The organism is Mycetohabitans endofungorum (genome assembly GCF_037477895.1).
Lineage (GTDB): Bacteria > Pseudomonadota > Gammaproteobacteria > Burkholderiales > Burkholderiaceae > Mycetohabitans.
In genome coordinates this window covers 1035673-1060243 of the sequence record NZ_CP132744.1, presented here as the reverse complement: position 1 = coordinate 1060243, position 24571 = coordinate 1035673, and the positions used below count along the sequence as shown (strand labels likewise).

Genomic DNA, 24571 nt, shown 5'->3' with positions numbered 1-24571 from the left:
GCTCTACGCGATCACGTCAATTCATAAGACGCTACAACGGGCGCGCCACGATCGGCAGCCGCCAATGCGACAGCCACCGCTCAATCCGCCTGGTCGAGTTCGAACGCTTTATGAAGCGCGCGCACGGCAAGCTCCATGTACTTTTCGTCGATCAACACCGAGATCTTGATTTCGGACGTCGAGATCATCTGGATGTTGATGCCCTCCTCCGACAACGTGCGGAACATCTTGCTAGCGACGCCCACGTGCGAGCGCATACCGACGCCGACGACCGATACCTTCGACACCTTTGGATCGCCCAGCACCGTCTGCGCGTTCCCATGTCCGTCGGACTGGTTGAGGATGTCCATCGCGCGCTGGTAGTCGCCACGGCCAACGGTAAACGTGAAGTCGGTCTTGCCGTCCACACTGGTGTTCTGGATGATCATGTCGACGTCGATGTTGGCGTCGGCGACCGGCCCGAGGATCTGGTAGGCAATGCCTGGCTTGTCGGGCACGCCCATGACCGCAATGCGCGCTTCGTCACGCTGAAAGGCGATACCGGAGATAACGGCTTGTTCCATTTTCTCGTCTTCTTCAAAGGTAATCAGGGTGCCCGAACGCATTTCGTCGTCCAGCGGCATCAGCGGATCAGTCAGGCTCGACAACACGCGCGTCTTAACCCGGTATTTGCCGGCAAATTCGACCGATCGAATCTGCAGCACTTTGGAGCCGAGGCTGGCCATCTCTAGCATCTCCTCGAACGTGACCCGATCAAGCCGGCGTGCCTCTTCGACAACGCGCGGGTCGGTCGTGTACACGCCGTCTACGTCAGTGTAGATCAAGCATTCGTCAGCGCGCATCGCGGCCGCGATCGCGACTGCCGACGTATCGGAGCCCCCCCGGCCCAACGTGGTGATGTGGCCGTCAGGATCCACGCCCTGAAAACCCGTGATGACGACGACCTTGCCGGCATCCAGGTCGGCCAGCACGCGTTTATCATCAATCTCGCTAATGCGAGCCTTCGTGAACGCGCTATCGGTCTTGACCGCAACCTGCCAGCCTGCATAGCTGACCGCGTTGACGCCTTCTTCCTGCAGTGCAATCGACAACAGGCCAACGCTGACCTGCTCGCCCGTCGAAGCGATCATGTCGAGTTCACGCGGACTAGGCTGCGCCGAAATTTCCTTCGCAAGCGCGAGCAAGCGGTTGGTTTCACCGGACATCGCGGACGGCACGACGACCAACCGGTGACCCGCCTTGTGCCACTTCGCGACGCGCCTCGCGACATTCCTGATGCGCTCGACCGAGCCCATCGAGGTGCCGCCGTATTTATGGACGATGAGTGCCATTGTCGTTATGAGCTAGAGGGGAAACCACGCCGGCGCGCACGCGGGGTCGTTCGACAAAAAGGGACACAAACGAGAAGCGGCGCCGTCAGCGCGTGCACGCCTGCCCAATCGAGAAAAATCGGGGAAAGCCAGACGAGCAAACCGGTAACCCTACCGTATGCCGGTGCACTTGACAAGCGAAAATGCGTGCCACGCCGCCGCGCGCCCGCGGCCGGGGATCATGCAAGCAATATGTCCGGGCGCCATTCGATCCGCACCCGACCTCTGCCCGCGACGTTGGGATCGACGCCCAGCCCAGGCACCCATAGCAACATGTCGCCGACGAACAACAACGGGACATCGCGTCGCCAGGCCGGCACCGCCGCCTCTTGGAAAAGGTTCTTCAACGTGCGAAGCGGGCCACCGGCGCGCAAGCGCATGCGCTCGCCGCCGCGCCGGCCGCGCACCGTGAGCGGCGCGCATTCGAGGACGCTGCGCTGCACCCCCTGCTCATCATCGGCATCACACAGCACGAAAACAATCGCCCCTCGCCACGCCGGCAGCCGCCAGACCGACTGGCCCGACCATCGCAACTCGGCGCTCGGCGGCATCGCGTCATGGCTGGCCGCCCCGTCATCCTGGCGTTCCCACCAGACTCGGTTGCGATACAAGCGCAAGCAATGTTCGTTGTGCTCGATCCGCAGCGCTGCGTCGTCACCAGCCTCACGCAATTGGCGCAGTATTTCATCGACGCGCGCTGCGGATGCCGTCGCCAGCCCCGCCTTGCGCATCCAGAAGCGCAACAGATTGACCGCGCGCTCGTCACTGAGTTCAACCAGCGCACGCCGCGATAACGTTGGACCCACGGGCACCGATGCATCGGATCGCTTCAAGGTCACGACGGCAGCACGCCGGCTGGCAAACGTGCATGCACGCAGATCGATCATGGCCAAATCTTCGAGCAGACGCTGCGCGGCGGCGGCATGCCGGGCCGTTCGCGCTAGCGCGTCGCGATACCCTGGAAAATGGACGGCCAGCGTCGGCGTCACATGCCGCCGCACCGCATTGCGCGCATACCGAGGGTCTGCATTGGATTCATCCTCGATCCAGCGCAGTGCATGCTGACGCGCATACGCGTCGAGAGAAGCCCGCAGTACCGACAATAAAGGCCGCACGTGGATGAGCCCGTTCGGCAGCACGCGATGCAACGGCATCGCGGCGAGTCCGGGCAGCCCCGCGCCACGCAGTAATTGCAGCAGCACGGTCTCGGCTTGGTCGTCCGCGTGATGGCCGAGCCACAGCATGCGCACGCGATGGGCCGCGCACATCTGTTCGAGCGCTGCATAGCGGGCGTCACGCGCCAGCGCTTCGACGCTGTGCTGTGGCGTGCGCGCGATCGCAACGGCGCGGCAATCGAAAACGACGCCGAGCCGGCACGCCACGTCGGCGCAATGGCTGCGCCAGGCATCGGCATGAGGACTGAGCCCGTGATGAACGTGCAACGCGACACACCGGCGCGCGCCGAGCACGCGAGTCGCCGCATGCAGTAGCACCGTGGAGTCGAGGCCCCCACTGAAAGCGATCGCAACGGACTCATCGCCATGCAGCGCGGCGACCTGTGCTGCCACCGCACCGAGAACCAGACGCTCGACCGATGATTCGTCCGCAGTCGTCATCCGCTTACCCGTATGGATGTCACCCGGCGCGTGCCGCGTTACGCTGTTAGTTGCCGAACGGGCCGACCTTGTATTTACCGTAGTTCATCAGCCGTTCGAAGCGACGGGCACACAGATCGTTTGAACTCATGCCCTGGAATTGTCGCAGCGAGTCGGCCAGCGCGCGGCGCAGCATCGCGGCCATGCCTTTTGGATCCCGGTGTGCACCGCCCAGCGGCTCGTTGACGATCTTGTCGATCAGGCCGAGTGCCTTGAGCCGGTGCGCGGTCAAGCCCAGCGCCTCCGCTGCCTCGGGCGCCTTCGCCGCACTCTTCCATAGGATCGACGCACACCCTTCCGGCGAAATCACCGAATAGGTCGAGAACTGCAACATCAACACGCTGTCGACGACGGCAATGGCCAATGCGCCGCCGGAGCCGCCCTCGCCAATGATCGTCGCGATCGTCGGCACTTTCAACTCGGCCATCACATAGAGATTGCGACCAATGGCCTCGGACTGACCTCGCTCCTCGGCGCCCACGCCCGGATACGCACCCGGCGTGTCGATGAACGTGAAAATCGGCAAGTTAAATTTCTCAGCCACCCGCATCAGCCGCTCAGCCTTGCGATAGCCTTCCGGACGCGACATACCGAAGTTGCGCAACGCGCGCTCCTTCGTGTCGCGTCCCTTCTGCTGACCAATCACCATGCACGGATGACCATTGAAGCGCGCCAGGCCACCGATGATCGACAGATCATCGGCAAATGACCGGTCACCGTGCAATTCGTGGAAATCCGTGAACAACTCGTTCACATAGTCGAGTGTATAGGGGCGCTGCGGATGCCGCGCGATCTGTGACACCTGCCAAGGCGACAGGTGCGCATACAGGTCCTTCGTCAGTTGCTGACTTTTCTTGGACAGCCGCTCGATCTCTTCCGAAATATCGACGGCCGAATCATCCTGCACGAAGCGCAATTCTTCGATCTTTGCTTCGAGCTCCGCGATCGGCTGCTCGAAATCCAGAAAGGTGGTCTTCATTTGTTCGAATCCTTGAACTATCCGGCAGCGCGTATTCTAACCGCGTGTCGCCTTACCGGAACCGGCTCTGAACTATCGCATCGGCGTTCTGATAGTTACCGATGCGATGCTGGCAGCGGACATTGCGTCACCATGTCCAACCTGCACCCGATGGCGCGGGCTAAGCCTGCGCGCTCAGCGGTTCCAGACTGCGCCACATGTACCACGTCGCGACAGTACGCCACGGCTCCCAATTCGCCGCGACCTCCCTGGCTTCACTGCGCGTGACCGGCTCGCCGCTGAAATAATTGACACTGATCGCACGGATCAGCCCGAGGTCATCCAGCGGCAGCACGTTCGGGCGCATCAGGTTGAAAATTAGAAACATTTCGGCGGTCCAGCGGCCAATTCCGCGTATCTGCGTAAGCTCGCCAATGACCGCCTCGTCATCCATCGACGCCCATGATGCGATATGCAGCGCACCGGACGTAAAATGCTGCGCAAGGTCCAGGATGTACTCCGACTTGCGCTTGGACAATCCGCACTCGAGCAATCGCGGCTGCCCAAGCTTCACGATGCGCGCCGGCGCAATCGACGGGCATGCGGCCGCGAGCCGCGCCCATATCGCCTGCGCAGCGCTGACCGAGATCTGCTGCCCCACGATGGAACGGGCAAGCGTCATAAACGGATCGCCGCGCACCATCAAGTGAACGGGCCCGAACTGCGGAATCAACTTTTTCAGGATACGATCGCGACGAACCAGGTCTGCGCACGCACGGTCCCAATATTCGGGTCGAGACGCGGCGGACATCCGCTCCTGCAATGCGGCCGGCACCGATGCCTCGGACGCCGGTGCGGCAGCTTTGCGCGCCAGCCCAACGTCTGACTCCGGCGAACGCGCCTGGCGCACTGGCTCAGCCCCCGACACCGACGCGCGCGCGCTGCGTGCCGGCTCCGCGTTCGAGGCTGCACGAGGCGCGCGTCGTGGCGCGGCGTCTTCGTCAAGCCCATTGGTGTGCGTCACACGCGTACGGGCCGTGCCGCGCTTTGCCGCCGCTGTCGTCGCCTCCGGCGGCGCCTTCGCCTCAGTGCTGCGCGCCGCCTTCTTGGCCGTTGCCATCTCGCCTCCTGACTGCGGACTCATGCCAACGCCGCCGCGCTTCACACGCGTCGCCATTCGGTCTTTCCACCCGGTTTGTCTTCGAGCACGACACCGGCATCGAGCAATGCCGCTCGGATCCGGTCTGCTTCGGCATAGTTCTTCGCGCGCTTGGCCTGCGCGCGGGCTTCGATTTGTTCGTCGATCTGCGCAGCATCGAGCAGCGCAAGCCCCTGCGCAGCGGGCGCGCTTGCCTGTAGATATTCGCGCGGATCGCGCCCGAGCATGCCCAGTACGCCGGCCAATCCCTTGAGCTGGCGCGCCAACGCGGGATCGCCAGTACGGTTCAAGTCCGTGACCAGGTCGAACAACGTTGCGAACGCAACCGGTGTGTTGAAATCGTCGTTCATCGCGGCGCGGAATGCCGCCGCATGACGCTCGCTCCAGTCCAGCGCATGACCGTCCGGCGTGACATCCTTGAGCGCGGTATAAAGCCGCGTGAGCGCCGCGCGCGCGTCATCCAGGTGCGGATCACTATAATTCAGCGGCGAGCGATAATGCGCGCGCAGAATCAGCATTCGGATCACTTCGCCGTCATAGCGCTGCAACACGTCACGCAGCGTGAAGAAGTTGCCAAGTGATTTGGACATCTTCTCATTGTCAACGTTGACGAACCCGTTGTGCAACCAGTAGTTGACGAAAGGCTGGCCAGTCGCGCCCTCGCTCTGCGCGATCTCATTCTCATGGTGAGGAAATTGCAGGTCCTGGCCGCCGCCGTGGATGTCGAACCGCTCGCCGAGCAACGCGCAACTCATGGCCGAGCACTCAATGTGCCAGCCCGGTCGCCCGCGCCCCCATTTCGAATCCCAGCCGGTGTCGGGCGGCTCGCCGCCCTTTGAGCGCTTCCATAGCACGAAATCGAGCGGATCCTCCTTGGCGTCGTTCTGCGCCACGCGCTCGCCCGCGCGCAGATCCTCGAGCGACTTGCCGGACAACTGGCCGTATGCGGCAAACTTGCGCACCGCATAATTGACGTCGCCATCACGGCCCTGGTACGCATAGCCGTTGCGCTCAAGCGCGTCGATCATGCCCAGCATCTGCGCAATGAATTGCGTGGCGCGCGGCTCATGGTCCGGGCGTTGGATGTTCAACGCCGCCTCGTCCTCGTGCATCGCCTCAATGAAGCGCTCGGTCAGCGCGCGAATCGGCTCGCCGTTGTCCACCGCGCGACGAATGATTTTGTCGTCGATGTCGGTGATATTGCGCACATACGTGACACGATAGCCAAGCGTGCGCAGCCAGCGCTGGATCATGTCGAACACGACCATCAGCCGACCATGACCGACGTGGCAATAGTCATAGACGGTCATACCGCATACGTACATGCGTACTTCGCCATCGTGCAAGGGAACGAAGGTCTCTTTGTTGCGACTGAGCGTGTTATATAGACGGAGCTGATCCATAGAAAAACGTTGCGTGCGCCGAGCGCTGTCAAACGCAGCCGGCCGCGACACTCACGCGATACGCCACCCGCTTCGCGCGAGGGTGTCGCACGGCCACACGGCCGCCGACGTGATCCGTTCGGGGAGACGACTGGGTCGGATGCGGCCACGAGTGGCGCGAAGACCGTTGACTGTTCTTCTTTTCGGGAACAGCCGGACGTTTGTTAGAATGGGCTGAAGTATAACACCGTGAAAAGAGCCTATGAACATGACCCGCGGTCGCATCGCGCTTGCGGCAATGAGCTTCTTGGTCGCCGCCGGCACAGCGCAAGCGCAGGTTTCGCCCGCCGTCGCCGACGGCACGCCCGAAATCGACGCCGCGATCGCGCAGCACGACTGGGCCGGCGCGCTCACGCGGCTCGACGCGCGCGTGCGCTCGCACCCGCGCGATGCGCAGGCGCGCTTCAAGCGCGCTAATGTGCTCGCGCAATTGGGCCGCGACGACGACGCGATAACCGCGTACACGGCGCTCACGCAAACCTATCCAGAACTGCCCGAGCCGTACAATAACTTGGCCGCGCTGTATGCGAAGCGCGGCAAGTTGGATGAAGCCCGCGTGGCGCTCGAGACGGCGCTGCGCGCCAGTCCAGGCTATGCGCTCGCGCAAGCCAACTTGGGCGACCTCTACCTGCGGCTGGCGGCGGAGTCGTTCAAGCGCGCCAGCGCGCTCGATTCACGTGACGCGTATTCGGCGCGGCGCAGCCGGCAGCTCACGCAACTGATGAGCCCGCTGGCGCGCGCCGATGCACGGCCTAGCGCCACCGATGCACCGCATGGCGCCACCGACGCACAACCCGGCGGCGCCGGCGCACCGCAGGGCGACGGCGAGGCACCGGCCGGCCGCGCGGTGGCGGTGCCGACCACACCGCCACCACAGAACGCGACGCCAAACTTCCCGACAATCGTCCCGGGCACCAGCGCGGCGCCTGCGCTCGCCCCCTATATGGCGCCGCAGACGACACAACCTTGATCCGTCCGCCCCGGCCTGCGCCGTCGCGGGCGTGTTGCGCTGCACGCGGCGCACGAGGTGTTTTTTCAACCGATGCCCTTAACACAGGAGCCGAAACATGAAACTGCTGCTGTCCACCCTGCTTGGCACGGCGTTCATCGCGTCAGCGCCGGTGCATGCCCAATCCAATGCCGGAACTCGCCAGGCGGGCGCAAGCCATCCGAATGTGCTGTTCAACACGTCGATGGGCGAGGTTCGCGTCGAACTGTATCCGGAGAAAGCGCCACGCACAGTCGATAATTTCATCCAGTATGTGGCATCAGGCCAATACAACAACACGATTTTTCATCGCGTCATTCGCGGCTTCATGATTCAAGGCGGCGGTTTCACACCGGAGATGGAGCAAAAGCCCACACGGGCGCCGATCCCACTGGAAAGCCGCAACGGGCTGAAGAATACGGCCGGTTCGATCGCAATGGCACGCACCAGTGATCCGAACTCGGCAAGCGCTCAATTCTTCATCAATACGGTGGACAATCCGAATCTCGATTACCCGAATCCTGACGGCCACGGCTATGCAGTATTCGGCAAAGTCATCGCTGGCTTGGACGTCGTCAAGAAGATTGAGGCGACGCCCACCACCCTGCGCGGCAGCTTTTCAGACGTGCCGCAAAAGCCCATCGTGATCCAATCGGCCACGGTGGTGTCCAAGTAAGAACGCCGTTGCAGCGCAACCGAGCGTAACCCTCATTCAACCGACACGGACAAGGAACGAACATGGTCGAACTACACACGAATTACGGCGTCATCAAGCTGGAATTGAACGCCGAAAAGGCGCCCAAGACGGTCGATAACTTCTTGAACTATGTGAAGAAGGGCCACTATGACAACACGGTGTTTCACCGCGTGATCAACGGCTTCATGATCCAGGGGGGCGGGTTCGAACCCGGCATGAAGCAAAAGCCAACCGATGCGCCGATCGACAACGAGGCGAACAACGGACTGAAGAACGAGGTCGGCACGATTGCGATGGCCCGCACCAACGATCCGCATTCAGCGAGCGCCCAGTTCTTCATCAACGTCAACGACAACGACTTCTTAAATCACAGCGCGCCGACGCCGCAAGGCTGGGGCTACACCGTGTTCGGCAAGGTGGTCGAAGGCATGGACGTGGTCAACAAAATCAAGGCGGTGCGCACCGGCAGTAGCGGCTTTCACCAGGACGTGCCGCTGGAAGACGTCGTGATCGAGAAGGCCGTCGTCGTCTGAGACCGGAACGCGCGCGTTGAGCCCCGCTGATAACGGCGCCGCGTCGCGCGCGCTGCTGCTGATCTCCGACCTGCATCTGAGCGAGGCGCTGCCGCGCACCGTCGATGCGTTCGCGCATTTCATCCGCGTCACTGCGCGCGACGCCGATTCGGTATTCATTCTCGGCGACCTGTTCGAGTATTGGATCGGCGACGAGATGCTCGCGTCGCCGTTTGCACGACATATTGCCGAGCTGATGCATACGCTGTCCGAACACGGCATCGCGTTGTACGTGATGCCTGGCAACCGCGATTTCTTGCTCGGCCGCCGCTTCATGGCGGCTGCGGGCGCCATGCCGCTGCCCGATCCATTCGTCATCACTGCCTTTGGCGAGCGCATCGTACTCACGCATGGCGACGCGCTGTGCACGGCCGATGTCGGCTACCAACGATTTCGCCGCGTCGCGCGCACTGCACTCGCGCAAAGCCTATTTCTCGCGCTGCCGTTGCGCTGGCGTGAAAGGGTCGGCGAGAGCATGCGACGCAAGAGCCTCGCCCGACCGGCGCAACCGTCGCCGCGATATGACGCGACACCCGACGCGCTCGCGCATCTGTTCGCCACGACCCATACCCGCACAATGATCCATGGCCACACGCATTTACCCGCTTGCCATCACCAGCATGGCACCACACGCTGGGTGCTGCCAGACTGGGAGCTGGACCACGGTGTACCGCGTGGCGGCTACCTGAGAATCGACGCAGACGGCATCCACGCACTGCCGCTCGATGTCTGCGGCGGCCCGACGCAGGCTACTTGTTCTGAATAACCTCGCCGAGCTTACGTAGGTCTGCGATACTAGACTGGCAGCCGCCGAGTTGCTCCAGACGCGCGCCCAGGCGCTCGAGCGCTGCCACCAACTCGTCAATCCGACCCGACTGCTGCGCGGCATGATCGATCAGTCCGTGAATGACTAGCGACATCGGATCGTGGGCGTTCGGCGTCAGGCCATACGCAGCAAAGGGCTGTTTCAGCGGCATGCCTTCATGCTTGCCACTCACCCCGTTGATTAGCGTGGCGCCGGGCGATGGCACGTTGGGCACAATCACGCGCGCCGGATTGCCGACGACGGTCGCCCCAGCGGGCACCGGCTTCACCACCACGGCATTGGAGCCGATCTTCGCGCCCTCGCCAACCGTGAAACCACCGAGCACTTGTGCGTTCGCACCGACGATCACGCCGGCTTGCAGCGTCGGATGCCGCTTGGCGCCGCGCGACAACGACGTGCCCCCCAGCGTGACGCCTTGATAAATCGTGCAATCGTCCCCCACTTCGGCCGTTTCGCCAATCACCACGCCCATCCCATGATCGATAAAGACCCGACGGCCGATGGTCGCGCCCGGATGAATCTCGATCCCGGTAAAAAACCGCCCCAGGTGCGACACGAAGCGCCCGAGCCAGCGCCACCCCGCCCGCCAGCAACGGTGCGCGAGCCGGTGGAACATCAGCGCGTGCAACCCAGGGTAACAGGTCAGGACCTCCCACGTGCCGCGTGCAGCTGGGTCCTTCTGGCGGATGGCAACAATGTCTTCGCAAAGTCTGTCAAACATGGCGACTCACAGCGCATAGGCGGGTCATTGTATTGAGATCGCGCACCGGCAGCGCGCCCGATTCGACACGCGGCAACTACCGATCGCCGCTACGCAAGCCCTGCGATTTCAGCAGGATATGCTTGGCGATACCCCGCACGATATTGACTTCCTCGCGCTCCAGGCCGGCCCGCGCAAACAACCGGCGCAGCCGCGGCATCAGCTTCTTCGGACTGGCGGGATCGAGGAAATCCAGCGCGATCAGCGCACTCTCCAGATGCACGAACATGCGTTCGATTTCGTCGTGGGACGCCAGCGACGAGGCCACGCCGGCGGGCGGCGTCTGCTGTGCGGTGTCCAATAGCGCCAGCCGCAACTCGTAAGCGAGCACTTGGACCGCCTGTGCGAGGTTCAGCGAGCTGTAAGCGGGATTGGCTGGGATATGCGCCAGCGCGTTGCAGCGCTCGACATCGGCATTGGACAGCCCCGTGCGCTCGTTGCCAAACACCAATGCGATATCATCGCCGGCCGCCGTCAAGCCGCCGGCACGCAACGCGAGCGCACGGGGCGCCAGCGTTGGCGGCCCCCACTCGCGCTCGCGAGCAGTCAGCGCCACGGACCACTGAACACCAGCCAACGCATCGGCCAGCGTAGGCACGATATGCGCGGCCGCCAACACGTCGCCTGCGCCGCTAGCCATTGCTTGCGCGTCGGGATCGGTGCGTACCGCCTCGAGCCGCGGGGCGACCAGCACAAGCCGGGAGAAACCCATCGTCTTCAACGCGCGGGCCGCTGCGCCGACATTGCCGGGATGGCTTGGCTCGACGAGCACGAAGCGCACCGACGTAAAGCCGCCCGCCAAAGACGTCGAGTCGCCGCGCATGCGCGAAGGCGTGCCGGCCGAGCGCGAGCCTGCTGGAGACGAGCCTGCTGGGGATGAGCCTGCCGAGGACGGGCCTATCGAAGACGGGCCTGCCGGGAACGAGCCGAGTGGAGTGACACTGTGATTCACGGTTCAGATTCGATAACCAAGGACTGCAATGGTATCGCGAGTGCAGCGGCGCGGAACATGCGCCAACGCGCAGTGGCGCTTACTGATAAAATTATTCATTCATTATGTCGCCGCACGACCGACGTGCTGGTGCGCATCGTTCTTAATCAATTCGTTAGCTCTGGCCGCACGGTATCGCGCCGCGGCAGTTGCCTCGTGCCCAAGGAAAAAGCTCATGCATCCGATGCTCAACACCGCTGTCAAGGCCGCACGCCGTGCCGGACAAATCATCAACCGCGCGTCGCTGGACGTCGACCTGCTACAAGTGACCCAGAAGCAGCACAACGATTTCGTCACCGAGGTCGATAAGGCAGCCGAGGCGGCAATCATTGAGATATTGCACACTGCGTATCCCGACCATGGGCTCCTCGCGGAGGAGTCTGGGGCCAGCGCCAGCGAGTCCGAGTATCTGTGGATCATCGATCCGCTGGACGGCACGACGAACTTCATCCACGGCTTCCCGCAATACTGCGTGTCGATCGCGCTTGCCCATCGCGGCGTCGTCACGCAGGCAGTGGTCTACGACCCGACACGCAATGACTTGTTCACCGCATCACGTGGCCGTGGTGCGTTCCTCAACGACCGGCGCATTCGCGTGTCACGGCGCGACCGCCTGGCCGACGGGCTGATCGGCACCGGTTTTCCGTTTCGCGATCAGAGCGGCCTGGACGAGTACCTGAAGCTGTTCAGCGAAATGACGCGTGCGTGCGCCGGCCTGCGCCGACCAGGCGCAGCCGCGCTAGATCTCGCATATGTGGCCGCCGGCCGCTATGACGGCTTCTTCGAGCAAGGCATTCAACCGTGGGACGTCGCGGCCGGCAGCCTGCTCGTCACCGAAGCGGGGGGCTTGATCGGCAACTACACAGGGGATTCGAACTTCCTGTACCAGCATGAGATCGTCGCCGGCAATCCGAAGCAGTATGCGCAGATGGTGCAGATCTTGAAGCCGTACAGCCGGGTGGGAACGGCGGCCTGAACCGTATCAAGGGAACAGTCGCGGGTGCGCGTACACGCCGCGACTTCCGGCGTTCTGCCCTCGGCGCGTTGCGCCGGATCGAAAAAATCCCCGTTCGCGACCCGGCCAACCACTTCGGATATCGACTGCGCGAAGAGCATCTATGCTACATCCTTTAATGCTTCCGTATCTCGACGTCGTGCCGCACGCGCCGCAGCCCCTAAACCATGACGATTCGCCGACACTCACTTGCCGACGCAACGCAGTCCACTAGTCCTCCACCCTGCGTCGCTCAATCCTCAAACCAGACACCGGGTTCCTCAACCCAGACGCCGGGCCGCATCACGGCTAATCGCGCGCCCATGCCCAATCCGGCGCTTCGCGATATCGGCTCGATACCGCCCGCTTCGTCCCGCGTGGCGAACACCGCCAGCTGCCCTAAGCCAAACATGCTGGATGATGCAGCAAAAAAACTGGCGAGCGAGCTGTTGCCATGCTTAACTGTGCTGCGAGACATAGAAATGTTACGCAAAAAACAGCGAGATGCCGCACGCGTGTTCCTGAGCGCCCACTCGCCGACAAACGATCTTTTTGCCATGAAGGCAGAGATCAGCCGCGTTGAAGAGTCGATACACACGTTCACCAAGCTTTGCGCCGACCCGTCCACCACGAAAGCGCTAAAAGCGCTGCAGCTGAAGGATATTACCAACGCCGCGCATGCCTACCTGACGCTGACCCAGGCCGCGATAGCATCGCTTCAGGACGAAGTCGGGATCTCGCGCCCAAGTTTGGAAAGGCATTTGCCCATGAGCGGTCTATTTCCCGCTCAGGAAATCCCGGCCGCAGGCGAAAACCTAAAGGCGCAGATCAGCGCGCTGCGGGCACGAAGACAAAACCTGATTGAAGCGCAACGTCTACTGGGCGAACTGCCGCCAACATTTTGGAAAACAATGGTTGGTCAAGCCATGGCAAGCGCCGACCCGTCTCGCCCTCCCTTCGCGGCAACATCGTTGTACATGGGCAAAGACGAGATGATCCGCCGCGCAGCGGAGGAAATCGACCAGACATCAATTCAAATTTGGACAAAATCGTTTTCCCTTAGTTCGTCCACACCACCTCGGGCGCTCGATGGTCATTGGCAACTGCCCAGTTTTTCGCTTTCCGAAACGTCGCATACCGAACCCAAACCCGCCGCCTCTGCAGAAGGACAACCGCCCTACAGCAACATCCGGTTGCCAATGCCCTTACGGTCTAAGCTACAAATATGGCTCGCCGACAACTCAGCGTGCGTGAAGGAGCTGACACTTGCATTGGACGAAATAGCTCAATCTGCACTGCCTCAGCGCACGAGCCAACGCTCCCCGTTAAGGATGCAGCGCGGGCAAGCCAATCGTGAACCATTAATGGGACGCTATCGCAATGCTCGCCTTGGCACGATACGGCACAACGCGCTGATGGTGACCCAGTACTGGCACGCCTATCATCTCGGCGCGCGAGATGACGCACATAGGGCATCAAACGGATATGACGGACTTTCGCTCGAGACATGGAGCGCCGGCTACGCGGCGCTACTCTGTTCGATCATGAACTCGTTATGGGAAAACCCGCTGCGCCCGTCCCTGTCGGATCCTGCAGCCGAACAGCAGTTCGCCCTGCGACTGATCGAGGAAACCAAGGTGGCGTCGGCGCTATTGGAGCACGTCGCTGCCAACCGGGATAAAAAGAACGACAAGCCGAACCAGGATACCGAATTCTGCACGGCAATACTCGACGGCATCACCAGCCACACGCATGCCGCCAGCCAAAAGTTGCAAGCATGGATAGAAGAACAACCAGTATTCTCGCGGCCCGGCCAGTCGGCGCGCCGTGTCAGCACAGCCCGGAACAGCGTCGGCAAACGCGACGAGGAAGCCGAAACCGCATTGCTCAGGCAATGGCTGCAGCCTTTCAAGAATGCGTACTTTGCTGATCGCTCCGTACAGGCTATCGAAGCCGGGATCCAGACGATACTGAAAACCATCGTGTACGCGCACGATGTCGGATCGGCCGATCACGACTGGCTGGAGCATAGCCAACTGGAGCAAAGCAAGCAGTCCGTGCAACCGTCCAGATCCAAAGGCAAGAAGAAAAAAGCACGTAAAGCCAAGCCCACGCGCATGGACAATGCCGCTACGACGCCCACCCCGGCTGAGCGGCAACGCGCCGAATTCGACGCATTCAAAAAACAGCTTCCCGATGACATTCCGGCCGACGCGCGGAAACAAATTGACCAACATCGCGAAGGAATGGAGGGCTTGATAGATGAAATGGGTCACGCCTTTGCGACAATAACGGCTGCTGATACGGCCCTTGACTCACGCGATACGCCTGCCAAGTACATTGCACAGCTTCGCCTGGCCCAACAGCAATGCACTGGCATGGTCACAGTGGCTCGCGCACGCCGGCAGGACTTCGAGCAGAAAGAAGCCGAACTCGAATCGCTGGACCTGGACGACAAGTCCAAGCAAATGTTGCGTCACCGGCTCAGTCATCTGCTCACGGTCACGGATACCGATATTCGGCATCTGGAGCGCATCAGCAACGAGATCGACTCACTGTTCAAGCAAGCGCACGCTATCGAATGCCTACTCGCACCTTCGTTCAGTGCATTCAAGGGTCTTTGGGACACAGGCGGGATAACGGTGGCGGGCGGGCACAATTGGACAAAAGTCGCGAAGAACACCGTGCACGAAAACTATATGTTGGAATATGAGCTCAGCCTGTCGCCGGAATGGGTCAGCGAGTTGGATCAACGGCTTGGCTCACTCACAAAGACGCCGAAATGGGTGCTTCATCTGCACTCACCGACGCCAAACAAAGCTGCAGTGCGCGTCGGTCATTTTAAGACCTGGCAAGAACGCACTGACGGCAATCCCGAACACCGCGGCATTGTCCCGCCCGACATGCTGCACGCGCTCATGGCCCAATTGGACACAATAGTCGATAGAGCGGGCCGGAACGAACCCGACCGGGCCGCTCAACGCCATGCCGCTGCGCAGCCGTCCTCCGATCGTGCACGCCGGCGGCATCATCGTGCAGCGGTGAGCCGGCGCGGCTAGAAAATCACCACGCTGTGCGTTGCGTCGCCAGCGGTGGACGCGAGATGGCGGACCGATGTTTCCAACGGAATCTATCCGCCCTATCCGCGGGAGCAACGCGAGGCCAGTATGCGCGGCCACGCGTATGCCGCCTATCCAGTCTCACCTCGTTCACGGCTATCGTCGGTATTACGATCGAGAACGCGTCGATCTCAAAGATTTTGGGCGGGAACCGCCCAGCGGCCATCGCACTGACACACGCACATTGCCCAAACAGATTAGGACTTCGTCGTCCGTCACTGGCGGAATACACGTAAACTAGCGTCTTCAAGGTCGCGTCGACACGGCAGAGAACCGCCGCACGGTCGATATTCTAAAATTTGACAGACTGCTTGCATGACTGATGGAAAACGTGCCCGTTGGTGAACACACGCGGAACCACCCCGAATCGCCCGGGGGCCAATCCAACATGGCCAACATGGACTTGAGTAAGGGCCAAACGCCGAAACCGGCCGCCCTCGCGGAAATCGGCAACCACACGCCGATGATGCGTCAATACCTCAGCATCAAGGCCGAGCACCCCGGCACGCTCGTGCTGTACCGAATGGGCGACTTCTACGAGTTGTTCTATGAGGACGCGGAAAAAGCGGCACGATTGCTCGATTTGACGCTCACGCAGCGCGGCGCGTCGGCAGGCAACCCGATCAAGATGGCCGGGGTGCCACACCACTCGCTCGAGCAGTACCTGGCCAAGCTCGTGAAGCTCGGCGAATCCGTAGCCATCTGCGAGCAGATCGGCGATCCGGCCGCCTCCAAGGGCCCGGTCGAGCGCAAAGTCGTACGCATCGTCACACCCGGCACGCTGACCGACGCGGCGCTGCTCGCCGATAAAAGTGACGCGTACCTGCTCGCACTCGCGCCCGCGCGCAACCGTCGCGGCACGTTAACTGGCGTCGGGCTCGCGTGGTTGAATCTGGCAAGTGGCGCGCTGCGGCTGACCGAGGTCGGCGCAGACCAGGTGGCGGCCGCGATCGAGCGCATCCGGCCAGCCGAGACGCTAGTGAGCGACAGCGCCGCGCAAGCGCTCACACTGCCCGCAAGCGTGGGCACGCTGACACGGGTCCCTGAATGGCATTTCGACCCCGCTTCCGGCGCGCAACGCCTATGTGAACAGTTGGCGGTCGCCACTCTCGACGGATTCGGCGCGCAAACGCTGAGCGCCGCATGTGGCGCGGCCGGCGCGTTGCTGCTGTATGCGGCACAGACACAAGGGCAACAGCTGCGGCACATCCGCTCGCTGAAGATCGAGCAGGAGTCCGAGTACATCGGGCTCGATCCGGCAACGCGGCGCAACCTCGAGTTGACCGAAACGCTGCGCGGCACGGATTCCCCAACGCTGTTCTCGCTGCTTGACACATGCTGCACGTCGATGGGCAGCCGCCTGCTGCGCCACTGGCTGCATCATGCGCCGCGCAATCCGGCTCTCGCACGTGCCCGCCAGCAAGCAATTGGCGCGTTGCTCGACGGCCCACCAGGCAACGATCTGGACGCGCTTCGCCACGCGTTGCGACAGATCGCCGACGTCGAGCGCATCACGGGCCGACTCGCGTTGCTCAGTGCACGGCCTCGCGATCTGGCTAGCCTACGCGACACATTCCGCAAGCTGCCTGAGTTACGCGAGCGAATCGCGCCGGTCATCGCGCACTCAAGCTCGTTGCAGCAGATCGATGCATCGCTGCATGCTCCGCCTGAATGCACCGATCTGCTGCAGCGGGCGATCGCGGCCGAGCCCGCCGCGATGGTGCGTGACGGCGGCGTCATTGCCCGCGGCTACGATACGGAATTGGATGAGTTGCGTGACATCTCGGAGAACTGCGGACAGTTCCTCGTCGATCTCGAAAACCGCGAACGCACCCGCACCGGCATCGCGAATTTACGTGTCGAATACAACAAGGTCCATGGCTTCTATATTGAGGTCACGCGCGGGCAGACCGACAAAGTGCCGGACGACTACCGACGGCGCCAGACATTGAAGAACGCGGAGCGCTATATCACGCCGGAGCTCAAGGCGTTCGAGGACAAGGCACTATCGGCACAAGAACGCGCGCTCGCGCGCGAACGTGCGCTGTACGACGCATTGTTGCAGGCGTTGTTACCCCACATCGGCGATTGTCAGCGCGTGGCGTGCGCGCTGGCCGAGCTCGACGTACTCGCCTCACTCGCCGACCGCGCACGTGCGCTGGAGTGGGTCGCGCCATCGTTCGACGCACAGGCCGGTATCGAGATCGAGCAAGGACGGCATCCGGTCGTCCAAGCCCAGGTCGAACAGTTTATCGCAAACGATTGCCGGCTCGGCGCGGAACGCAAGCTGCTGTTGATCACCGGACCGAATATGGGCGGCAAGTCGACGTTCATGCGGCAAACGGCGCTGATCACGCTGATGGCGTATATCGGCAGCTATGTGCCGGCAAAGCGGGCCTGCTTCGGTCCTGTGGACCGGATCTTCACGCGGATCGGCGCTGCCGACGACCTCGCGGGCGGCCGCTCGACATTCATGGTCGAGATGACCGAAGCCGCCGCCATTCTGAACGATGCGACGCCACACAGCCTTGTGTTGATGGACGAAATCGGTCGAGGCACATCGACCTTCGACGGGCTCGCGCTCGCGTGGGCCATCGCGCGCCACTTAATCTCGCACAACCAGAGCTATACGCTTTTCGCCACGCACTACTTCGAACTCACGCAATTGCCGACGCAATGCCCGACGGCGGCAAACGTGCACCTGTCCGCGGTCGAACATGACCATGGGATCGTGTTCCTGCACGCGGTCAACGAAGGTCCGGCGAACCAAAGTTACGGATTACAGGTCGCGCAACTGGCCGGCGTCCCGCAACCGGTGATTCGCGCAGCCCGCCGTCACCTGGCGTTGCTCGAACAACAAACGGCCGGCCAGCCGGCGCCGCAACTCGATTTGTTTACTTCAGCAGCGCTTACGGTCGAGGAAGCGACCGAGCCGCGCTGCGAGCAACCGACAGGCGCTTCGGACCTCGCCACGCCGCAGGCGCGCCCCGAAGCGCCCCACGCCGCAGTCGAGCGGTTACGCGGCCTTGACCTAGATGCGCTGCGCCCACGTGATGCACTCGAATTGCTGTATGAACTGCGCGAGCTTGTCGAGCGCGCGGATTGTGAGTCCCGCTGAGCGGTCACCGCGCATGCCCCCCCATCACGCGCGAAAGCGCTGCACGGCGGTGGCGATGTGCACGCTCGCGTCCGCGTTAGTTGTGCTGCTTGCTGTGCGCGGGCCGGGCGCACAGGCGGCTCCTCGTGGTGCGCCCGCGGTCGATGGCGTGCGCTTCGCCGTGATCGCAGGCCTGCCGCCGTCGCCGTCGAGCGATACGGCCACACGGGCGCTACTCGACATGCTGCGGCGCACCCCGAAGCTGCAATTCGCGGTATGGGACGGCGCGCTGCGCCGGCCGGGCGAGCCGTGCGACGACGCGCTGTTCGCCGCGCGCCGCACGCTGCTCGACACGTCCGCAGTGCCCCTCGTCGTCATACCGGGCCGCCACGACTGGGAAGACTGCGACAGCAAGTTTGCCGGGGGCTTTGATTCGGTCGAGCGACTCGACTTTGTGCGTCAAACGTTCTTCGACCAGCCGTACTCGCTCGGCAGCAGGGCGATGCACGTGGTACGGCAAAGCGACCTGCCGCGCTTCCGACAGTATCGCGAGAATCTACGCTGGGAAACCGGTGGTATCGCCTTCGTGACACTGAACGTGCCAGACGGCAACAATCATTATTCGAGTGCCGGCGGACGCAACGGCGAATTCGAGGATCGGGCGGTCGCCAATGCGTTCTGGCTGCGGCACGCTGGGGAATATGCAAAGCGCCGCAAGCTCAAGGCGATCGGCGTATTGATCGACGCCGATCCCAACTTTGAGCGCTATGAGCAACGCGAGCGCTTTACTTGGCTGAGATGGGGTCGCCGCTTGCCGCGCGACGGATACGTTGAGTTTAAACGGACGCTGGTCGAGCTGTCGCGCAGCTTCAGCGGCACGGTCATACTGATTCACGGCGCGAGCCGTGACACGTTGCCGCGCGTGCGAATCGACCAGCCATTGCACGATGACCGTGGCGAGCGTGTCAAGAACTTCACCCGAATCGCGATCGCGCGAACTGACCGTGATCCACGGTGGCTCGATATCCGGGTCGAACCGACGCCTTGGCCGGTGTTCCACGTCAACGAACGTGCATGGCCCGATGCAGCTCGGTTCGCGTCAATACCGTCCGCATCCAGCCCGCCGGGCACGGCATTGTCACCCAGCGACGTTGGCGCCACCGCGGCGGCGCAGCCGTCGGGCGCTGTAACCGCCACGCCCGAGCGAAGACCGGATACCGCGCCGGCCAACGGACTATGGCTGCCGGGCGGAACCACGACGCCGCCCATCGGACTCTGGCCAGCACCTGCGCAGCGCGCACCGACGCCGCGTGATCCGCCGACCGTGCCAACATCCGGTGCGGCGCCAGCTGACTCATCAAATGACGACATGCCGGCCGATACGCGCGTTGTCCGGCCCCACACCGAGCCGTCAGGACACACGTCAGCCGGCGCGCCGCAATTCGATCCCGCCTCCCTCCGCCCTTAGGCGTGTCAGGGCGCTGGCCGGCTGACGGCCCGCCTCGCACCGAGGCAAACGCTCGACAGTCAATGCAGCGTCGGCGACTTGCCGGCCGCCGGAGACGCGCCGTCAACGTCCTGGCCGTCGTCCTCGTCCACATCGATGACTTCGAGCCCATCGGCGCCATGCGCGTGCTCGTGCTCGACCTCATCGGCAGTGGCCTCGCGCACGTCCCTGACCGTCAACGAAAAGCGCAAAGCCATACCGGCCAACGGATGATTGCCATCGAGCACAACCTTGTCCTCGGCGAGATCCGTCACCGTGTAGATCAGCGTATCGACCTCGTCGTCCCCGCCTTCGGGCGTCCCCTCGAACTGCATGCCGACTTCGAGCGGCTCAGGAAAGCGGTCTCGAGGCTCGATCTTGACCAGTTCAGGATCGTAGTCGCCGAACGCGTCGACGGGCTCGAGCTGGATCTGCGTCGAAAATCCCGCCTCTTGGCCTTCTAGCACTTCCTCGATCTTCGGGAACGTGCCATCATAGCCGCCGTGCAGATAGACCATCGGTTCGTCGCTTTCCTCGATCAGGTTGCCCTGTGCATCCGACAGCTTGTAGGCGACAGAAACGACGGTGTTCTTCGCGATTTTCATTCGACTCTCCAGAATACAAGCTCCATTATACGATGCCTGTGCGGCCTTCCCCACCGGCGCCGCGGATGTTGTCGCGCGCCGTTTCGACGCGTATATCGGCGACCTCGTCCGCATTTGTCGCCCCGCCCCACCCCGACGTGCCAACCCCACTGCTGGACGGCCTGACACCGGCACAGTTCATGCGCCGCTACTGGCAGAAAAAGCCATTGCTGGTTCGACAGGCGCTGCTCGACATCCATTCCCCGGTCACCCGGCAGTGCCTATTTGACCTCGCGCAACGTGACGATGTCGAGTCGCGCGTGATCCGGCAGCGTGCGTTGCGCGGCGAGATGCGCTGGCAGCTCGAACATGGGCCATTCGAACGCTTGCCGTCCACGCGTCAGCGTCACTGGACGCTGCTCGTGCAGGGCGTGAACCTGCACGTGCCGGCCGCGCACGCGCTGATGAGCCAGTTTCGCTTCCTGCCGGATGCGCGGCTGGACGATGTGATGATTTCGTATGCGACCGATGGCGGTGGCGTAGGACCGCATTTCGACTCGTACGACGTGTTCTTGCTTCAGCTGCACGGCCGGCGCCGCTGGCGTATCGGCGCGCAGCGGGACCTTTCGCTGCGCCCGGGCTTGCCGCTGAAAGTGCTGCAGCATTTTGAGCCAAGCGAGGACTGGATTCTTGAGCCGGGTGACATGCTTTATCTGCCGCCGCACATCGCGCACGATGGCATCGCGCTGGGCGAGTGCATGACCTGTTCAATCGGCTTTCGCGCGCCACTTGACGGCGAGCTATCTGAGCAATTCCTGTATCATGCGGCTGAACGCGCGGCGCAGGCACGTGGCGCATCGCGCCGCTATGCGGATCCGAATCAGCCGCCCGTGAGCGAGCATCCGGCCGCGCTGCCCCCGGCGCTGGTCGACCACGTCGTGGAACTGGTCGAGCGGATGCGTTGGTCGCGTGCGGACATCGCGGAATTTGTCGGCAGCTACCTGAGTGACCCGAAGTCGAGTGTTTTTTTTGATCCACCTGTGCGCGCACTGTCGCGTCATGCGTTTGTTTCGCGCATCATCGAAAACGGCATCGAGCTCGATCCGAAAACGATTTTGCTGTACGACGATACGCGCTATTACTTGAACGGGGAATCAGCAACGCTGATACGAAGCTTGCGCCGAACCATTACCACGTTAGCCGATCAGCGAGCTCTTCCGGGGAAAAAATTTGTAACACTCTCTCACCATTCGTCCATGACACAGCTGTTGTACGAATGGTATCGTGCGGGCTGGATACGGATTGGCGAGCCATAGGCGGCTGACCTTCGGTATTCCGCGATGTGAGATTTTGTCTGGAAAAGACAACGAACCGGCCCTAGATTTATCGACGGTCGATATGAAAGTGCCTATAATTCCTGCCCAAGCCGTAGGTGAGAGGGATGCGACAAGCATGCGACCCACCAGCGGCCATAGGTGGGTGTTGAAGCACACAATACCGGTATTATTCGCGCTGTTGCTTACCTGTAACCATAAAAGGACGTGATCATGAAGAAATCCCTCCTCGTAGCATCTCTGTTGGCAGTGATGGCTCTGGCGGCTTGCGGCAAGAAGGACGAAAGCGCAGGCCCGGCTGCTGCGAGCGACGCTGCTGCCGCATCGGCTCCGGCTGCTGCTTCGGCTGCTTCGGACGCGGCCGCTGCCGCTTCGGGCGCTGCGGCTGCGGCCGTCGACGCTGCTTCGGGCGCTGCGGCTGCTGCGATCGACGCGGCTTCGGCTGCTGCCGCGGCTTCGGGCGCAAGCCAGTAATTGCCGTCAGCGAAAAAAACCGGCCTGCGGGCCGGTTTTTTTTGTCTTAACGCCGCGTCGCCACACAACAGCGGCACACGCGCCGCACTCAAAGCGCTTGCCAGCCGAATCCGTCATCTTGTGTCGCGACAATCACCTCAGCCGAGGACGCACCAAGGACCGCGGCCAGTGCATCGCGCGCCAGCTCGGGTAGATTGTTCTGCTGTGACAGGTGGGCCGCGACAATGCAGCGTAGCTTCGAGCGGTCGATTGCCGCCAGGATCGCCGCCGCCTCGTCATTGTTCAAGTGTCCGTGCGTGCCGCCGACTCGGGCTTTCAGCGAGGGTGGATAGCGGCTTTGCGCGAGCATGCGCACGTCGTGGTTACATTCCAGTACCAAGCCGTCGCAGCCATCCAGCGTCTGGATAATATGCGGCGTTGACGTGCCCACGTCAGTGAGCACGCCAACGCGGTGCTGACCATCGCCGAACACGAACTGCAGCGGCTCGCGCGCGTCATGCGGCACAGTATACGGCAGCCATTCCAGGTCGCCGATGCCAACCGTCTCCCCGGCCCACAACACTCGCCATTCGACACCCCGCGCATCGTCTGCGCCGACCGCCAGCGCCGTGCCCCAGCTCATGTAGAGCGGAATCGACGCCCGCCGGGCAACGGTCAGCGCACTGCCGATGTGGTCGGCGTGCTCGTGCGTGATGACGATCGCGTGCAACGCATCAAGCGTGACGTCTAAGCGGGCGAGCCGCCGCTCGAGTTCGCGCGCGGAAAACCCGCAATCGAGCAGCACGCGAGTCGTCGTGGTGCCGTCTTGCGCCTCGACGAGCAACGAATTGCCGTCGCTACCGCTGCCTAAGCTCGCAAAACGCACAGTATCACACGATCAGTAGGTTGCAATCCGGACGGGCTCAATTGAGCTGCTGATGCAAGGCCGCCAGCAGCCGCTGCGCATCGCTGGACGTATCGAGCTGGCCGCTCGAGTCAATCACCACGACCTGCGTGGCGCCGTCGCCCTTCGGGCGCACGTTAACCCGGTACACCTTGCCGATGGCATTCGGTTTGCCGCCATAGATCAGCTTGCCAAGCAGTCCCTCCCGCTTAATCTCCTGCACAGGATCATTGAAACGGACGTAATAGAGGCCGCGCTCACGATCGCGGTTATCGACGGCAAAGTTCGTGCGATCGAGCGCCAGGCCGACGCGCCACCACGCACGGTCGAACGACTCGGCCAAGTCGATCGTCGATGCGCCTGCGCTGCCAATCGCCACCTCCACCTTCGGGCCGGTGTACCGCGCGCCGTCAATCAACTGCTGGGCTTGCTTGTCGGTCAGCCCAAACTTCTGCATCAGTTGCGCATAGATCGCCGCCTCCAGCTTCGGATCACGCGGCCGCTCGACCCAGCGCGACGACGTCTGGTCCCGTCCGGTTAGCACTTCCTCCCTAGCGGTGTGCGATATTGTGATCACAGTAGCGTTGCTGTTCGCATTGCGCTCGACCAGCATACGGAAACGATCGCGTGTGCCCGACGAGTACACGAAGTCCAACAGTTTGCCCACCGAGTTGCGGAACCAGTCGCCTGGGATCTTTGCGCGGTTTTCGGCCCAGTCTGTCTCGATGATTCCCGTTGCCGGCGAATCCGTCTTCAACACGAAGCCGCTCTGCTTCCAGAACGCCTTGAGCTGAGGCCACAACTCGTCCGGCGTGCGCCCGTTGACTACCAACCAGCGGCGTGTGCCGTCCTGCTCCACGTGCATCCCATAGGGATCCTGCGCGGTGGGCACGCCCTCGGTCGTATTGCCGGCCGGCGTCGTGGCCCGCATCGGCTGCCCGCCCAGACCCGCAGTCGTGGACGGAGCAACATAACGCTGGTCCAGCGGCGCAGCCTTCAAATCCGCCGGCACCTCGAGCCGCGGCGCGGAAGTCGCGTTCTGGTAGTCGACGCGATCCGGAGCAAGCGCGTCATTGAGCGTGTCACAACCTGCCAGCGACAACACAGCGACCGCCCATACCGTCACGCGCAACCCGCGCGCGGAGAAATCAAAACGTTCCATGAAATCCTTCGTGATGCGAA

The 24571-nt window shown here is 62.6% G+C and carries 21 protein-coding genes; 10 read left to right on the top strand and 11 right to left on the bottom strand.

The genetic code is table 11. From position 1 onward, the window contains the following. Positions 1-80 precede the first annotated feature (80 nt). The 5 genes from RA167_RS04800 to cysS form a co-directional block, all read right to left on the bottom strand. Complete coding sequence (locus RA167_RS04800; RefSeq protein WP_076786775.1) at positions 81-1331, bottom strand: aspartate kinase; 1251 nt, start codon at positions 1329-1331, stop codon at positions 81-83. 218 nt (positions 1332-1549) lie between these two features. After that, positions 1550-2986, bottom strand: a complete 1437-nt coding sequence (gene tilS / locus RA167_RS04795) for a tRNA lysidine(34) synthetase TilS (RefSeq protein ID WP_076786773.1) — start codon at positions 2984-2986, stop codon at positions 1550-1552. 46 nt (positions 2987-3032) lie between these two features. Beyond that, positions 3033-4004, bottom strand: coding sequence for an acetyl-CoA carboxylase carboxyltransferase subunit alpha (locus RA167_RS04790; protein WP_076786770.1), 972 nt, complete (start codon positions 4002-4004; stop codon positions 3033-3035). Between the two features lie 160 nt (positions 4005-4164). Then, entirely contained in the window at positions 4165-5103 is a 939-nt protein-coding gene (locus RA167_RS04785; RefSeq protein WP_076787828.1) for a DNA-3-methyladenine glycosylase family protein, read from the bottom strand. Positions 5104-5144: 41 nt separating this feature from the next. After that, on the bottom strand, positions 5145-6545 hold the full coding sequence (cysS, locus tag RA167_RS04780; protein WP_076786768.1) for a cysteine--tRNA ligase: 1401 nt from the start codon (positions 6543-6545) through the stop codon (positions 5145-5147). Positions 6546-6786: 241 nt separating this feature from the next. On the opposite strand from cysS, the gene RA167_RS04775 reads away from it, so the two are divergent. From RA167_RS04775 to RA167_RS04760, 4 genes are all read left to right on the top strand, one after another. After that, positions 6787-7554, top strand: a complete 768-nt coding sequence (locus RA167_RS04775) for a tetratricopeptide repeat protein (RefSeq protein ID WP_422393160.1) — start codon at positions 6787-6789, stop codon at positions 7552-7554. Positions 7555-7651: 97 nt separating this feature from the next. Beyond that, on the top strand, positions 7652-8248 hold the full coding sequence (locus tag RA167_RS04770; protein WP_076786766.1) for a peptidylprolyl isomerase: 597 nt from the start codon (positions 7652-7654) through the stop codon (positions 8246-8248). A 62-nt stretch (positions 8249-8310) separates the two neighbouring features. Beyond that, complete coding sequence (locus tag RA167_RS04765) at positions 8311-8802, top strand: peptidylprolyl isomerase (protein WP_076786763.1); 492 nt, start codon at positions 8311-8313, stop codon at positions 8800-8802. 16 nt (positions 8803-8818) lie between these two features. Continuing rightward, entirely contained in the window at positions 8819-9607 is a 789-nt protein-coding gene (locus tag RA167_RS04760) for a UDP-2,3-diacylglucosamine diphosphatase (protein WP_076786761.1), read from the top strand. Here the strand turns inward: RA167_RS04760 and cysE are convergent. After that, positions 9591-10388: a serine O-acetyltransferase gene (gene cysE / locus RA167_RS04755; protein WP_076786759.1), complete on the bottom strand. Its 798-nt coding sequence runs from the start codon at positions 10386-10388 to the stop codon at positions 9591-9593. The two genes, RA167_RS04760 and cysE, sit on opposite strands and share 17 nt — an antisense overlap. A gap of 76 nt (positions 10389-10464) precedes the next feature. Next, positions 10465-11250, bottom strand: a complete 786-nt coding sequence (locus RA167_RS04750) for an RNA methyltransferase (protein WP_076786757.1) — start codon at positions 11248-11250, stop codon at positions 10465-10467. 343 nt (positions 11251-11593) lie between these two features. On the opposite strand from RA167_RS04750, the gene RA167_RS04745 reads away from it, so the two are divergent. Next, entirely contained in the window at positions 11594-12394 is an 801-nt protein-coding gene (locus tag RA167_RS04745; RefSeq protein WP_076786755.1) for an inositol monophosphatase family protein, read from the top strand. Positions 12395-12665: 271 nt separating this feature from the next. On the opposite strand, the gene RA167_RS04740 is transcribed toward RA167_RS04745, so the two are convergent. Further along, positions 12666-12890, bottom strand: a complete 225-nt coding sequence (locus RA167_RS04740; protein WP_076786753.1) for a hypothetical protein — start codon at positions 12888-12890, stop codon at positions 12666-12668. A gap of 79 nt (positions 12891-12969) precedes the next feature. On the opposite strand from RA167_RS04740, the gene RA167_RS04735 reads away from it, so the two are divergent. From RA167_RS04735 to RA167_RS04725, 3 genes are all read left to right on the top strand, one after another. Continuing rightward, positions 12970-15471 carry a hypothetical protein gene (locus RA167_RS04735; RefSeq protein ID WP_139337097.1) on the top strand — a complete coding sequence of 834 codons (2502 nt, stop codon included), beginning with the start codon at positions 12970-12972 and terminating at the stop codon, positions 15469-15471. 382 nt (positions 15472-15853) lie between these two features. Then, positions 15854-18649 carry a DNA mismatch repair protein MutS gene (mutS, locus tag RA167_RS04730; protein ID WP_422393159.1) on the top strand — a complete coding sequence of 932 codons (2796 nt, stop codon included), beginning with the start codon at positions 15854-15856 and terminating at the stop codon, positions 18647-18649. 13 nt (positions 18650-18662) lie between these two features. Beyond that, a complete protein-coding gene (locus RA167_RS04725; protein WP_237574315.1) occupies positions 18663-20096 on the top strand; it encodes a hypothetical protein in 1434 nt (477 codons plus the stop codon). Between the two features lie 59 nt (positions 20097-20155). On the opposite strand, the gene RA167_RS04720 is transcribed toward RA167_RS04725, so the two are convergent. Further along, a complete protein-coding gene (locus RA167_RS04720) occupies positions 20156-20719 on the bottom strand; it encodes an FKBP-type peptidyl-prolyl cis-trans isomerase (protein WP_076786747.1) in 564 nt (187 codons plus the stop codon). A gap of 32 nt (positions 20720-20751) precedes the next feature. Here RA167_RS04720 and RA167_RS04715 point away from each other — a divergent pair, with 32 nt between their 5' ends. Continuing rightward, the gene (locus tag RA167_RS04715) at positions 20752-22014 is read left to right on the top strand and encodes a cupin domain-containing protein (RefSeq protein WP_083706051.1); all 1263 of its coding nucleotides are present in this window, start codon (positions 20752-20754) and stop codon (positions 22012-22014) included. Between the two features lie 231 nt (positions 22015-22245). After that, positions 22246-22506: a hypothetical protein gene (locus tag RA167_RS04710; RefSeq protein WP_076786743.1), complete on the top strand. Its 261-nt coding sequence runs from the start codon at positions 22246-22248 to the stop codon at positions 22504-22506. A gap of 88 nt (positions 22507-22594) precedes the next feature. Here the strand turns inward: RA167_RS04710 and RA167_RS04705 are convergent, their stop codons facing one another. Further along, positions 22595-23371 carry an MBL fold metallo-hydrolase gene (locus tag RA167_RS04705; protein ID WP_076786741.1) on the bottom strand — a complete coding sequence of 259 codons (777 nt, stop codon included), beginning with the start codon at positions 23369-23371 and terminating at the stop codon, positions 22595-22597. 37 nt (positions 23372-23408) lie between these two features. Continuing rightward, positions 23409-24551, bottom strand: coding sequence for an outer membrane protein assembly factor BamC (gene bamC, locus RA167_RS04700; RefSeq protein ID WP_076787822.1), 1143 nt, complete (start codon positions 24549-24551; stop codon positions 23409-23411). Positions 24552-24571 lie beyond the last annotated feature (20 nt).

Coding starts and splice junctions, on each gene's coding strand:
- RA167_RS04800 (WP_076786775.1), bottom strand. CDS start 1,331: ATGGCACTCATCGTCCATAAATACGGCGGCACCTCGATGGGCTCGGTC.
- tilS (WP_076786773.1), bottom strand. CDS start 2,986: ATGACGACTGCGGACGAATCATCGGTCGAGCGTCTGGTTCTCGGTGCG.
- RA167_RS04790 (WP_076786770.1), bottom strand. CDS start 4,004: ATGAAGACCACCTTTCTGGATTTCGAGCAGCCGATCGCGGAGCTCGAA.
- RA167_RS04785 (WP_076787828.1), bottom strand. CDS start 5,103: ATGGCAACGGCCAAGAAGGCGGCGCGCAGCACTGAGGCGAAGGCGCCG.
- cysS (WP_076786768.1), bottom strand. CDS start 6,545: ATGGATCAGCTCCGTCTATATAACACGCTCAGTCGCAACAAAGAGACC.
- RA167_RS04775 (WP_422393160.1), top strand. CDS start 6,787: ATGAACATGACCCGCGGTCGCATCGCGCTTGCGGCAATGAGCTTCTTG.
- RA167_RS04770 (WP_076786766.1), top strand. CDS start 7,652: ATGAAACTGCTGCTGTCCACCCTGCTTGGCACGGCGTTCATCGCGTCA.
- RA167_RS04765 (WP_076786763.1), top strand. CDS start 8,311: ATGGTCGAACTACACACGAATTACGGCGTCATCAAGCTGGAATTGAAC.
- cysE (WP_076786759.1), bottom strand. CDS start 10,388: ATGTTTGACAGACTTTGCGAAGACATTGTTGCCATCCGCCAGAAGGAC.
- RA167_RS04750 (WP_076786757.1), bottom strand. CDS start 11,250: ATGCGCGGCGACTCGACGTCTTTGGCGGGCGGCTTTACGTCGGTGCGC.
- RA167_RS04745 (WP_076786755.1), top strand. CDS start 11,594: ATGCATCCGATGCTCAACACCGCTGTCAAGGCCGCACGCCGTGCCGGA.
- RA167_RS04740 (WP_076786753.1), bottom strand. CDS start 12,890: ATGTCTCGCAGCACAGTTAAGCATGGCAACAGCTCGCTCGCCAGTTTT.
- RA167_RS04735 (WP_139337097.1), top strand. CDS start 12,970: ATGAAGGCAGAGATCAGCCGCGTTGAAGAGTCGATACACACGTTCACC.
- mutS (WP_422393159.1), top strand. CDS start 15,854: ATGGAAAACGTGCCCGTTGGTGAACACACGCGGAACCACCCCGAATCG.
- RA167_RS04725 (WP_237574315.1), top strand. CDS start 18,663: ATGCCCCCCCATCACGCGCGAAAGCGCTGCACGGCGGTGGCGATGTGC.
- RA167_RS04720 (WP_076786747.1), bottom strand. CDS start 20,719: ATGAAAATCGCGAAGAACACCGTCGTTTCTGTCGCCTACAAGCTGTCG.
- RA167_RS04715 (WP_083706051.1), top strand. CDS start 20,752: ATGCCTGTGCGGCCTTCCCCACCGGCGCCGCGGATGTTGTCGCGCGCC.
- RA167_RS04710 (WP_076786743.1), top strand. CDS start 22,246: ATGAAGAAATCCCTCCTCGTAGCATCTCTGTTGGCAGTGATGGCTCTG.
- bamC (WP_076787822.1), bottom strand. CDS start 24,551: ATGGAACGTTTTGATTTCTCCGCGCGCGGGTTGCGCGTGACGGTATGG.